The organism is Hyphomicrobium sp. 1Nfss2.1, from assembly GCF_965243865.1.
In the GTDB taxonomy this organism is placed as follows: domain Bacteria; phylum Pseudomonadota; class Alphaproteobacteria; order Rhizobiales; family Hyphomicrobiaceae; genus Hyphomicrobium_A.
Window position 1 is genome coordinate 2,151,406 of sequence record NZ_OZ251603.1, and the last position, 12,876, is coordinate 2,164,281.

Here is a 12,876-nt window from a genome sequence, read left to right on the forward strand (position 1 = left end):
AGCACGCTAACAGATTTAAAGCCTTGGTGTTTCGCCCATGCAGTTAGACGGCCCACGCGCTTCGCTGACATCGACAGCCGCCGGTGCCTCTCAGGCGCTCGCTGCCTGTGCTGACCCCGCTTGGATCATCGATCCTGCTAAGGGGCACGTGCTTGCCGCCAACCCCGCAGGAGCCGCACGCCTCGGACTTCATCCTGACGCCGCCTCCGGCACGCTCGATGCCGCCATGCCCGGACTGGTGCGCCTTCGCGCCATGGTGCGAGAATCCTTGGCCGATGGTCGACGCGAACCCCTCGTCTTCTGGACCGCATACGGAGCTGAAAACCTCGTTTGCGATGTTGCTAGTCTCCCCGAAGCGGCGAACAGGCCCGATCTGGTGCTCGTCAGCCTGGCTTCGGGCGCACGCAGACGCCTTTTGCCCGCGCCTACTGGAGGTTCCGCACCCGCTCTCCCGCCGCCCGTCACCCCCACGCCCGACGACGCCGCGACCATGACCAGGATCGCCGCGGCCATCCGCAACGGCTTTTCCGCCGGTCGTAGCTCCGAGGAAGCGCCCCAGGCCGACGCTGAACCTGCAGACGACGCATCGACCCACGATCCTCGTTCCGCCCAGGTGTCCAAGCTCGCCCACGAATTGCGCACGCCATTGAGTGCCATAGCGGCCGCAGCTGAAATCATGAAGGACCAGCGCTTCGGCCCCATCGAGAACGAGCGCTACCTCACCTACACGTCTGATATCCACGACAATGCCCGCCACGCGCTGGCGCTGATCGAGCGCCTCCTCGGCGACAGATCCTCCGACGATGCGGCACCCTCCGGAAACGCCAGCGAGCTCGATCTCAATGCCCTCGCCGAGGCGTCTGTCTCCGCCCTGAAGCCGCTTGCCGACGAAGCCGGGCTCAACCTCGTCTGCGAATTCCACCGCGAGCTGCCTCAAGTCAAAGCCGACAGCACCACCATCAAGCAGATCCTCTTCAATCTCATCTCCAACGCCATCAAGTTCACACCGCGCGGCGGCGATGTACGTATCGTCACCGGCCTCGGCTTCGACCGATCGATCTTCATCGCTGTCCAGGACACTGGCGTCGGCATGACGAACGAGGCGATCACCACCGCGCTCAACGCAGAAGTCCCCGCTCATCCTCAACGCAGGGAAGCAGGCGGACACGGCATTGGGTTGCCGCTGGCGCGCGATCTTGCCAAGTCGAATGGCGCTCGACTGGAAATCGACAGCCAACGAGGTGAAGGCACGGCCGTAGCACTCGTATTTCCACGCGACAGAGTCGCCGCACGTGCTCCTGTTTCAAATTAGACGATTTCTAATCTATTGGCATTGCTCGCACTTTTGTTGACGGCCGATGCGACAGCGCGTTAGGGATGATGTTCCGCGGCGCACCAATCGGCCGCTATTCAATTCGCCCATACCGGGGCCTTGAACCCCGACTATCGGAGCTCGCGATGCGTTTTCTCTGCGCCCCTTTGCGCAATGCGGCCTGTGCCGCTCTCCTTGCCATCGTTGGCGCGACATCGGCCGCCGCCACCGGCGAGGTCAACATCTACTCGTACCGCGAGCCGGGGCTCATCAATCCGCTGCTCAAGGCTTTCACCAAAGAGACCGGTATCAAGACCAACGTGGTCTTCGCCACCAACGGTCTTATCGAGCGTCTTGCCGCCGAAGGCCGCAACAGCCCCGCCGATCTACTGCTGACGAACGAGTCCGGTCTGCTGCTGCAGGCCGTCGGCGCCGGCGTGACACAGCCCGTCAACTCCACCGTCCTCGACAAGGAAATTCCAGGCAGCTTGCGCGACGCCGACAATCACTGGTTCGGCCTCACCAAACGCGCCCGCGTCGTCTACGCGTCCAAGGATCGGGTGAAGCAGGACACGATCACCTACGAGGAGCTGGCCGACCCGAAGTGGCGCGGCAAGATCTGCATCCGCTCCGGCCAGCATACCTACAACGTCGCTCTCATCGCATCGATGGTCGCCCACCACGGCGAGGAGTACACCGAGAAGTGGCTCAGCGGCCTCAAGGACAATCTTGCCCGCCGCCCAGCCGGCGGTGACCGCGAGGGCGTGCGCGACGTGCAGGCCGGCCTCTGCGATATCGCGGTCGGCAATACCTATTACATGGCGGCGATGCTGAAGAACCCGGACCAGAAGGGCTGGGCCGAAGCCGTGCGCATCATCTTCCCGAACGCCGCCGACCGCGGCAGCCACGTCAACGTGTCCGGCATGGCGATGACGGCCAACGCGCCGAACAAGGACAATGCACTGCGCCTGATGGAATACCTCGCTTCCCCCGAGGCGCAGCGCATCTACGCAGAGGCCAACGGCGAGTATCCGGTGGTCGAGGGTGTACCGGCCTCCGACCTCGTGAAGAGCTGGGGACCGCTGAAATCTGATCCTCTGCCACTCACCAAGATCGCAGCACTGCGCAAGAAAGCTTCCGAACTCGTCGACCGTGTCCAATTCGATCAGGGGCCAACCAACTGATGTCTGAGATCGACACCTTCCAGAAGGTCCGCTCGTCCCGCGACTTCGCGGTGCCCGCGGCTGCCATGCTTCCCGCCGCTGAGCGCCTCGTCGGTGTTGGATTTCGTTGTTGGTTGCAGGGCTTTCAGACCAGCGACATCGGCTGCTGGGAGCTGGCATGGGACGAATTCTCCCGTGCTGTCGGACAGCAGGCGGCAAAACCGCTGATGACCGAGCTCGCCTGCTGGGTGCGCGCGGTGCAGGACTCGGCCGAGCGCCGCATCGAGGTGTTTCCAGCCCAGTCCCGTCGCTTCTGCCGCGATGAGTGCCTCGCCATCTCGATGGTCGCCGCGTGCCAGCACTCGACCTGCCCTGCCTTCCGCGCCTGCGCCATCGCGCTGCTTGGCTGCGATGACGTCGAAGAGGCCATCGAAGGCGCAGAGGGCTTTGCCCGCTGCCTCAAGGAAGCAGGCCAGATCCTCTCGCCCGGCACCGTGTTCATGGGAGCCAGCCTGGTCACACCTGGCCCGCGCCCCACGCTCTGCTGAGCCCCAAACCTTGCTAAGATTGTCATCGCACGCCCAGAACGCTGACGGAAAGCGCCGCAGCCGATGAGCGTGCGAGACCCCGAGCCAGTAATTTCGACAGCACCTTCTACCTCGCTCAGCGACGCGACTTTCAGCTTTGCCAACCTGCCGGCGAAGCTGAAGGCGTGGCATCATCGCCGTCGCGTATCCCCCGGCTGGACGATCATCGTCGCCGCCATTTTGATTGTCGTCGCCCTGCCGATCGCCACCGTTGTGCTGCTGGCGCTGACGCCGACGGACAACATCTGGCCGCACCTCGTCTCGACCGTGCTGCCCGGCTCCGTTGCACGCACGCTGCTTCTCTCTGGCGGCGTCGCCGTCGTCACTTTCGCAATCGGCACAGCCACCGCATGGCTCGTCACCATGTATCGCTTCCCGGGCCGCAACCTGCTCGACCGGTTGCTGGTGCTGCCGCTCGCCGTGCCGACGTACATCGTCGCTTACTGCTACGTTGAACTTCTCGACTACGCCGGTCCCATCCAGACGCAGCTTCGCGCGACCTTCGGCTTCACGACAGCGGCCGACTATTGGTTCCCGCATGTGCGCTCTCTCGGTGGCGCCATCTTCATCTTCTCGTCGGTGCTCTACCCCTACGTCTACCTCACCGCGCGCGCGAGCTTCGCCCAGCAATCGGTGTGCGTGCTCGAAGTCGCCCGCACGCTTGGCCGCTCCCCGCTCGCGGCCTTCGCAGATGTCGCCTTGCCGATGGCGCGCCCGGCGATCGCAGCCGGCGTCGCGCTCGTCATCATGGAGTGCCTCAACGATCTGGGCGCCGTACAGTATCTCGGCGTCGATACCTTGTCGGCCAGCATCTATTCGACCTGGGTACAGCGCTCCAACATCGGCGGCGCGGCTCAGATCGCCACCGTCATGCTGCTGTTGCTTGCCATACTCTTGGCGGCAGAACGCAAGCTGCGTGGCGGCGCGCGAACCCATCACACCACCGGCCGCTACCGAGCCATTCCATTTCAGGAGCTGGAAGGATGGAAAGGTGTCACTGCCGCCGGGCTCGCATCACTGCCGTTCGTGTTCGGCTTCATCGTACCGCTTGGCGTCATCATCCCCGATGCCGCCACGCACCTCCACGATGCAATGTCGAGCGGCTTCCTGCCTGCAGCCGGAAACACGCTTCTGCTCGCGACCATGGCCGCCGTCGCGACCGTCGCCCTCTCCCTGATGCTCGGCTATGCGCGCCGCATTGCCGGCAACCGCTTCACCAGTTCAGCCGCGCGCCTCGCCGCCCTCGGCTACGCCATCCCTGGCACAGTGCTCGCTATCGGCCTGCTGCTTCCGCTCGCCGGCATCGACAATCGCGTCGATGAATTCATGCGCGCCACATTCGGCGTCTCGACCGGCCTCATCCTGTCGGGCTCGCTGTTCGCGATCACGCTGGCTTACATCATCCGCTTCCTCGCCGTTGCCTTGGCGCCCATCGAAGCCGGCCTGGAGCGCGTATCGACAAACCTCGACGCCGCCGCGCGCACGCTGGGTGAAACAGCACTCTCGTCCTTGTGGCGCGTGCACCTGCCGCTGCTCGCAGCCCCGCTCGGCGCCGCAGCCCTGCTCGTGTTCGTCGATTGCATGAAGGAGTTGCCTGCGACGCTGCTGCTGCGCCCGTTCAACTTCGAAACTCTGGCTACGAGTGTCTACTCACTCGCTTCCATCGAGCAGCTCGAGCAGGCCTCACTCGCCGCGCTCACCATCGTCGGCGTCGGCCTCGTCCCGGTGCTGCTGCTGCATGAGGCCATTGCCGGCGGCCGCCCCGGAAGCCGTGCGGGCAGCCACGCCGCGCATTGATTCAAGCGCTGCACCACTCGCGCCAATTCAATCGATTACTTCGTCTTCCTCGTCGGGATCGGCGAGGATCGCCCGCTCCGGCGAGGCGCGCTCCGCCACCTCTTCCGACCACCCGATATTCAGCAGCGCATCACCCATGTTGACGATCGGCAGCGTCGTCCGCCCGATGATGATGCCGCGCCGTGGCGATCGCACCTCCACCGCCACGTCCTCGTAGGGATTGGCGACGTGCCCGAGGATGTCCCCCACGCTCACGCCATCGCCGATCCGCTTCGTCGTGCGGAACACGCCCCCTTCCGGCGACCGCAGCCAGCTCGACGCGTTGATCAGCACCGGCGTATGCCGCTCTCCCGGCGGCTCGACGCCATCCGCCAGATCGAGCATCCCCATCTTCAGCATCACGCCAGTGATACCGTCGACGCCTGCCCTGATGGCAAATTCGTCAAACCGAAGTCCCTCACCGCCCTCGTAGCTCAGCACGTCGACACCGACCGCACGCGCCGCCTCGCGCAGCGACCCCGGCCGCTCCGCGCTCTCGAGCATCACCTCCGCCCCGAAGGCCTGTCCCAACTCGCGCACCCGCGGATGCTTGCGGAATACGCAGCGGATCTGCGGCAGATTAATCCGATGAATGGCGGCTGTGTGCAGATCGATACCAACCTGCGAGCGCTTGACGATCTCGGTCAGAAACAGATGCGCCAGCCGCGCCGCCAATGATCCATTCGCCGATCCCGGAAAAGAGCGATTGAGATCGCGTCGGTCCGGCAGATATCGCGAACGGCTGATGAAACCGAAAACATTGACCACCGGCACGCAAAGCAACGTCCCGTTGATGCTCCCAGGCGTCAGCGTCCGCAGCAGACGCCGTATGATCTCCACGCCATTCAGTTCATCGCCATGTATCGCCGCCGATACGAACATCGTCGGCCCCGGCTGAGCGCCGTGCAGAACATGCACGGGCAACGTGACAGGCGCGTGATTAGAAAGCTTCGAAATCGGCAGGTCGACCAACCGCCGCTCGCCGGGTTTCACGGCCAGCCCACCAATGACGAACGGCTGCCTCACGGCGCGGCCCTGCCTCCCTCACGATCTCCGAAGTGCCGCGAAGGTGCACGACACGCTCCCTCCACGCAAGTATCGCGGCGCTGCCCGCGCCCCCGGGCGCTTGTCCCCCAAGCCGTTCAACGCTCTCCACAAAAAATGCCTGCAGCATAAGCAAATATCGTGTGTAGACGGCGCCGAATGCCTCGCCACGCGGCAATGTCCACGATATGAATTGCACCATTAAGAAAATTCAGCGCTTGGCGCTCACTGAGGTCAGCTCGCTGCTTGCACCACGGCTGAGCCGCCTCTAAGACTAGACAATTCGCGCAGGGCTCTCAGGTCTCGCTCCATCGAGGCCGATGATTGATGCACCCGCGCTGAAAGGGTGGCGTGTGCTCAGGCGGCAAGGGTCTATGGAACGCCAGAGGCAAATGAAGCGACGCTACCCATGGTCGCTGGCGCTCGCTTGCTTCCTCGTCATTCTTCTCGCAGCACCGCTGGTCATCTCTGACCGCTATCATCACATCGCGCTGCAAAGCGGAGTGGTGTTCGCCGCTTCGAACAACAGCTACAGCCTCAGTTCTCCGGTCCGCCTGATGAGCGGCCCGACCATCGAGCTCGAGAGCGGCACGCTCTCAGTGCCGCCGACCCGCACGGGCCTTGCGCGTGGCGGCGAGGTCATCGCCATGCTCATCACCGGCAGCGGCCCGCAGCTCACTCTGGAGAACGCCACCTTCACGGCCGATTTCTCCACGCGCGAGCCGACCTTCTCGCAAACCGAGACGGCCAGCGAGATCGCGCCGCTGGTCAAAGCGCTACAAGGCATGCAGTTCAGCGACCTCACTGTCCGCAATGGCACCGTCCGCATCAAGATGTCGGACGGGACGATCGCCGAGCTGAATAAGGTCCAAGCATCACTCTCGGGCGAGCCCAATGGAGCGATCAGCGCCGCCGGATCGTTCGAGTTTCATGGCGAGAAGATCGATTTCGACACCACGCTGGGCGCCAGCCTTGATGCCCAAGGCAAGTCGCGTCCGCTCAACGCAGCATTCTCCGGCACCCCGATCAGCGCAAAACTCGACGGCAATCTTCTTCTCGGCGAAAGCCCGCAGCTGTTGTCGCCGCGCGCCGAGCTGAGCACCACCGACCTGCGCGCCACCGCACGTTGGCTCGGAGTAAACTGGCCGAGCGGTAAAGGCTTCGGCGCCTTCAGCGCCAAGGGTCCGCTCGAATGGGCCAATCGCACCATTGCCTTTCAGAATGCCGCCATCGAGCTCGACGAGAACGACGCAACGGGAACGCTCTCCGTCAACTTCGCCGGTCCGCGGCCATCGGTCGAAGGAACGCTCGGCCTCAAGTCTCTCGATCTGACACACTACTTGAAAGCGGACACCCCCGAGGATCAGGCGCGCACGATCCTGGCATCCCTTCGCGCTGCCGACGGTTTCGACTTTCCCCTTATCGATGCGGTCGACGCCGACTTCCGTCTGTCCGCCGACACCGTGAATCTCCCGGCAACGACGATCGGGCGCAGCGCCGCCACTGTTTCCCTGCGCGATGGCAAGATGCTCGCCGACCTCGCCGAACTGGAATTCAGCGACGGCACGCGCGGTGGCGGTCAGATCCGCATCGATCAGAGCGGCGACACCCCCGGCTTCGGCATGCAGGCAAAGTTCGAATCCCCCGATGTCGCCCAAGCTATTCAGGCTGTCTTCGGCCATCCCACTGTGCAAGGCCGTGGCTCCGTTACCATCGATCTGACGGCTACGGGCGACACGGGCGAGAACCTGCTGCAGTCGCTCGCCGGAAAGCTTTGCGTCACCCTTGTCGAGGGCGGCCGCATTGGCATCGATATCAACTCGCTGACTTCCCCGCAGTCCCAATCGCTCCCCGAAGAGAAATGGCAGCAGGTGAGTGCAACGGCCATCACAGTCGACACGCTGGACGCCAGATTCAGCGTCACCAACGGCGTACTGCGCGCACAGTCAGCAGAGGCGGTATCCGGTGAGCGCGCATTAAAAGCCGATGGCGCCATCAGCCTCGTCGAACGGCGGCTCGATATGGAACTTGCCGTCGGCGACGTCATCAAAGCGGCAGCAGAAAGCGAAGCAACCGCAGCTGTAAAGATGCACCCGCGCGAGATCATCAATATGCATGGTCCCTGGTCAGCGCCGCAGATCAGCAACGAACCCGCGCCCGACGCCGCCCAGAGCATTGCCCCCGCGCCGGGCTGAAGCGATCAGAACAGCCGCGCGATCATCTCTCCGGCGGCCCTGCGCTGCTCCGCACTCATCGCAAGCCCGCACTTCGTCCGCCGCCACAGCACATCCTCGGCATCGCGCGCCCACTCTTGATCGCGCAGATAGATCACCTCGCGCTCGCTGAGCCCCGCGCCGAACGCCGCTCCGAGATCCTGCATATCGCGCGCATCGCCCAGCAACTCTTCGACGCGGCTCCCGTAGCGCCGCGCCAACCGGCCGAGAAACGCGCTGTCGAAGCCGCGATGCTCGCGACAAAGACCGCGGATGTATCCTTCCAGCCCGTGCGCCCCGAGGTCGCCGCCCGGCAGAGGCGTCGACGCCGTCCACGCCGGACCCATCGCCGGAAAGTATCGTTTCAGCTTGCCCATCGCCGCCTCTGCGAGACGCCGATAGGTGGTGAGCTTTCCGCCAAGCACCGTTAACAGCGGCGCGCCCTCATCCTCGTTCACTTCGAGACGGTAATCGCGCGAAACCGCGCCGGCGCTCGCCGTGCAATCGTCATCGAACAGCGGCCTGACGCCTGCAAAGCTCCACGCGATTTCCGCCCGCCGCGGAGGATTGATGAAGAACTGGCGCGCCAGCGTCAGCAGGTAGTCCTCTTCCTCCGCGCTGATCGACACCTTTGCCGGATCGCCGTCGAACGCCATCTCCGTTGTACCGATCAGAGAGAACCGCTCCTCGTAGGGAATAGCGAACACCACGCGCCCATCCGCGTTCTGACACAGATAAGCGTCATTCGCGCCGCTGATACGCGGCACGACGATATGGCTGCCTTTGACCAGCCTCAGCGGCACCACATCACGCGCGTTGCTCGCAAGCTTACCGCCGATGCTGCTCACCCACGGTCCGGCCGCATTGACGAGTGCACGCGCGCGAACCTCGCCTTCGCGTCCGCCGTCGAGAACAACGCGCCAGACGCCGTCTTCCACGCGCGCCGAAACGACACGCGTCCGCGTGGCGATGTCCGCCCCGTGATCGGCGGCAGCGCGCGCATTCAGCACCACCAGCCGCGCATCATCGACGCGGCAATCCCAATAGAAGAAGCCCTGCGTAAACTCCGGCCGCAACGCATAGCCTGCAGGGTCGCGACGCAGGTTGACCGCCTGCGAAGCAGGAATGTGTTTGCGATGCCCGAGGTGATCATAAAGAAAGAGCCCTGCGCGCAGCATCAAGGTCGATCTGCCACCCGCTGTCTGCGGCAGCACGAAGCGCTGCGGCCAGATGATGTGTCCCGCGTTCGCCAGCAGCACCTCGCGCTCTTCCAGCGCCTCGCGCACGAGTCGGAACTCGAAGTGCTCCAGGTACCGCAGCCCGCCGTGGATGAGCTTCGAGCTCGCCGAGGACGTCGCCCCGCCGAGATCGCCCTTCTCAGCCAGCAGAACTTTGAGCCCGCGCCCAGCAGCGTCGGCAGCTATGCCGGCGCCGTTGATGCCTCCGCCCACCACGACGAGGTCATAGATCATGCGCGATGGCTATCACGGCTGGACTTACGGCTGCGTTTCTTACGGCGACGTCGCTTTGCGCGGATCACCGGTGAGCAGCGAGACGACGACTAGGACGAGAAACCCTACCGGCAACGCCAGTAGAACGGTTGCAGCGCCACCAATACCCCACCAGTCGGCCATCGACCGGGCTTGAGCATCTAGCGCGGCCCAGGCGGCGATTTTTGCCGCCCCCGGCTCGGCCGCCAGCCAGGCATCCTTTAACTCCGTGAAGTATTCGAGGCCATTGCCGCCGCCGCTCGACAACGCCGAAGTGGCCTCGACGAACGGCACCGCGAAATAGTGCTGCCCGGCGAGATAGAGGAGCATGAACCCAGCCCCAGCCAGCATGGCCGCCGAAGCGCCCCAAGCATTGGCGCGCGCCCACCACAGCGCACCGATGAGCGTAGGAAACAAACCCGCGGCAACGAACGCCAGCGATCCCGTCGCAATGTCGATGATCGGCGCCGGCCGCAACACGGCGAGCATTGCACCCGCCGCAATGATTGTCGCAGCGATAACGTAGGAAGCATTGCGCGTTCCGCGCGGGCCTTCCTTAGTGCCGGCTGCCGCGTCGATGCCCAGCGCCCGCACCACCACGTTGATGGGAGCGTACAGTCCGACCAGAACCGTTGACAGAATGGCAACCGCAAGCAGCCCCGTCAGTCCACCATCCAGCCCGGCAATCTCCGGCAGCGCAAAACCGATGATGTCCTGGTTGACGGCAATGTCCTGCAAACGCAATGCGCCGCCGGCGTCCGGTATCGCAGAGCATGCCGCCCTCACCGTCGCCGCATCTGTCGCAGCGCGCTCGCACACTTCGACCAGCCCGAGCTTCCCGTAGGCGAACGCCCACCGCGGCAGGTCGCTCGCCGTCGCGCCGTCTGCAATCAAGGAAGCAATAGACTGTCGCGCATACGTCGCCGCCGCCGGCATCAGCGTCAGCAGCATTACGCACCAGCCTAATATCCACAGCGCCGTGTGCCGCGCTTCACGCATCGGTCGTTGCGCCAGCGGTGCCGTGAGCACATTGGGAAGCGCCGCGACGCCGGCAGCCAGCGCCAGGACGATACCTGCAAAGTTGATCGGCGCCATCGTTAGGAACGCGGTCATCAGTGGGCGCATGTAGGCAGGGTCGGCAAGATCGCGGCCCAGTAGGTCCTCCTCGATCCCTTGCAGCTGCCAGAGCGAATTTGCATACGCGATCTGCGGTACCGGCAGTCCGAACCACTGCGTCGACACGATAGCCAGCGGCACCAGCAGCGCGACAAGCAGCAGCACATACAGCATGGCGTTGGGGATCGAAGCGTTGCCCTCGCCGCGCACAATGAAACACGCGAACACCGCGCACGCCGCAGCGATGACCGCCGCATCAAATCCGATACCGAGCAGGCGCGTTCCGATCAGCCCCGCGGCCGTGAGCCCCGCTGTCGCCGCCACAACCATCGACGCCGCGATAATCGCACCCGAGATCACTGCGACCATGCGGCCGGGGAAACGCATCGCTAGCAGCGCCGGCAGCGAATCCGCACCCGACGCCGCAAAGCGCGGCGCCACGAGAAGTTGCATCAGCAGGCAGCCTGCACCGATCCCCAACGCATAGGACAGCCCGTCGTAGCCAAGGGCAAAAACCGCTCCCGGAATCGCAACGAAGAACGCGCCGCTTATGACGCTTGGCACCAGCGACATGCCGCTGAGCACGGGCCCGGCGCGGCCTGCACCAATCAGTCCGGCCGCCAAAGCGATGACCGCGGCGGTTCCTATGCCCGCCGCCCAGTAGGCCCCATCGCCCCACTCAGCCAAGGCGCCGAGCCGGGCAACCAGCAGAAGAGCGACGATCACGCCGACGACGCCAGCAACAGTGACCGCCGAAATCACAACCCCGGTCTTCTTCTCGGAGACAGTGCTCTGCCCATCGAGCGGCATGTCAGCGGCCTGCCAGCCGGCGTCGGTCGCGCCAGTCCTGCCAGTGCGCCGACGCGAGCCCGATCACCACGAAGCCGATCAGCGCGCCTTGCGCGACCATGAAGTAGCCGAGGGGAAAGGCGAAGATGTCGATAAGGTCGAGGGCCTGCGCCAGCATCGGCACTCCGAACGCCAGCAGCGCCCAAGTCAGCAGCGCGAGCAAAGGAAATCGCCCCTGCTGCCCCGCGCTAACTGTGCTCGAATTGATTGGCTGTCCGCCCACGACGTCCGCCCCCGCCCGCCCTGACGACGCACGCGACGCCGCGGTCGCCAAACTCACTGCACTTTGCGACACAGTCGTGGCGACGCATACAGCCGGCCACCGCAAATGCGCGGCGCTGAATGCAGTAAGGCGGGGCGACGCGCAAACGCATCCCCCCGCCCTGGGATCCTCTCCCTAGACTTGGACCGTTGTAAATTTTTTTGCTTTGGCAGGCTGAGGGGTCCTCGACTCGCCGGCCCCGCAACATGGGCGACGAAAGGTCCTGCGTCAAGTCGCCTCCAACCGAAAATATCTGATGCGATGCAGCGATTTATATCCGGCTCCGAAGTGCCCCTACGATACCTCGGGACGGCACTCGGAGTCCGATGGAAGTGGGTCGCACTGCCGATTTCCTGTGCACGTTTTCATCGCCTCTGAGAGGCCTGTCGAATAGAGCCCGTCGAGGGCGCCGAAGTAGAGCCCCTGCGAGCGCAACCCGCACTGATACATCTTCACGATGCGCTCGCCGCCCGCCCGCATCGCGAGATCGTAGTCGCGGAATGCGGCCTCCGCCTCGCCCTGCGCTTGCCGGATATGCGCGCGCGTGTCGAGCGCATAGGGACTTCCCGGCGAAAGCGCGAGGGCGCGCTCGACATCGGCAATGCCTTGCTCCGCGCGACCGAGCTTGAAATAGGCCCATGCGCGGTTGTTCAGCGCCAGCGGAAAGTCCGGGCGGACTTCCAGCGCCACGTCGTAGTCGTGGATCGCTTTGTCGAACATTCCGAGCAACGAGTAGGCGAGCGCGCGCATGCCATAGGCGAGGCTGCGCTGATCCTCCGGCAGCCCCGGCGTATCAATCATCGCCGAGCAGCCTTTGATGCGGCGCTGGTTGTCGTCGCTGAGGCAATCGACCATCGGGTCGTCCACGGTCGCCAAGGCCGCGAGGCCTCCGCTCAGCAGGACCGCCAGAACCACAGCTAGCCTCAGGAAAGACATTACACCCCCGGAGTGTCAGAAGGCCTTTGAAGCACCAAAAGCGGCGCTTTATAAGGCTGATCGACGGC

The 12,876-nt window shown here is 64.4% G+C and carries 10 protein-coding genes; 5 read left to right on the forward strand and 5 right to left on the reverse strand.

Translation table 11 applies throughout. The annotated features are described in order from the left end of the window. Positions 1 to 37 precede the first annotated feature (37 nt). The 4 genes from ACP15D_RS10530 (at position 38) to ACP15D_RS10545 (ending at position 4,859) form a co-directional block, all read left to right on the forward strand. Positions 38 to 1,312 carry a sensor histidine kinase gene (locus tag ACP15D_RS10530; RefSeq protein ID WP_424957455.1) on the forward strand — a complete coding sequence of 425 codons (1,275 nt, stop codon included), beginning with the start codon at positions 38 to 40 and terminating at the stop codon, positions 1,310 to 1,312. 146 nt (positions 1,313 to 1,458) lie between these two features. Then, complete coding sequence (locus ACP15D_RS10535; protein ID WP_424957456.1) at positions 1,459 to 2,496, forward strand: Fe(3+) ABC transporter substrate-binding protein; 1,038 nt, start codon at positions 1,459 to 1,461, stop codon at positions 2,494 to 2,496. Next, positions 2,496 to 3,023, forward strand: coding sequence for a hypothetical protein (locus tag ACP15D_RS10540; RefSeq protein ID WP_424957457.1), 528 nt, complete (start codon positions 2,496 to 2,498; stop codon positions 3,021 to 3,023). Before ACP15D_RS10535 ends, ACP15D_RS10540 begins: the two co-directional genes overlap by 1 nt. 63 nt (positions 3,024 to 3,086) lie before the next feature. Continuing rightward, on the forward strand, positions 3,087 to 4,859 hold the full coding sequence (locus ACP15D_RS10545; protein WP_424957458.1) for an ABC transporter permease: 1,773 nt from the start codon (positions 3,087 to 3,089) through the stop codon (positions 4,857 to 4,859). A gap of 27 nt (positions 4,860 to 4,886) precedes the next feature. Here ACP15D_RS10545 and ACP15D_RS10550 read toward each other — a convergent pair whose 3' ends face one another. Then, a complete protein-coding gene (locus ACP15D_RS10550; RefSeq protein ID WP_424957459.1) occupies positions 4,887 to 5,924 on the reverse strand; it encodes a succinylglutamate desuccinylase/aspartoacylase family protein in 1,038 nt (345 codons plus the stop codon). 410 nt (positions 5,925 to 6,334) lie between these two features. On the opposite strand from ACP15D_RS10550, the gene ACP15D_RS10555 reads away from it, so the two are divergent. Continuing rightward, positions 6,335 to 8,137 (forward strand): AsmA family protein, encoded by a 1,803-nt coding sequence (locus tag ACP15D_RS10555; protein ID WP_424957460.1) that lies wholly within the window; start codon positions 6,335 to 6,337, stop codon positions 8,135 to 8,137. Positions 8,138 to 8,142: 5 nt separating this feature from the next. Here ACP15D_RS10555 and glpD read toward each other — a convergent pair whose 3' ends face one another. The 4 genes from glpD to ACP15D_RS10575 all read right to left on the reverse strand — a co-directional run bounded on the left by glpD (position 8,143) and on the right by ACP15D_RS10575 (position 12,808). Beyond that, positions 8,143 to 9,627 (reverse strand): glycerol-3-phosphate dehydrogenase, encoded by a 1,485-nt coding sequence (gene glpD / locus ACP15D_RS10560; RefSeq protein WP_424957461.1) that lies wholly within the window; start codon positions 9,625 to 9,627, stop codon positions 8,143 to 8,145. 39 nt (positions 9,628 to 9,666) lie between these two features. After that, positions 9,667 to 11,571, reverse strand: coding sequence for a sodium:solute symporter family transporter (locus tag ACP15D_RS10565; RefSeq protein ID WP_424957462.1), 1,905 nt, complete (start codon positions 11,569 to 11,571; stop codon positions 9,667 to 9,669). 1 nt (position 11,572) lies between these two features. Then, positions 11,573 to 11,773, reverse strand: coding sequence for a sodium/substrate symporter small subunit (locus ACP15D_RS10570; protein ID WP_424957463.1), 201 nt, complete (start codon positions 11,771 to 11,773; stop codon positions 11,573 to 11,575). A 393-nt stretch (positions 11,774 to 12,166) separates the two neighbouring features. Next, the gene (locus ACP15D_RS10575) at positions 12,167 to 12,808 is read right to left on the reverse strand and encodes a tetratricopeptide repeat protein (RefSeq protein ID WP_424957464.1); all 642 of its coding nucleotides are present in this window, start codon (positions 12,806 to 12,808) and stop codon (positions 12,167 to 12,169) included. Positions 12,809 to 12,876: the final 68 nt, after the last annotated feature.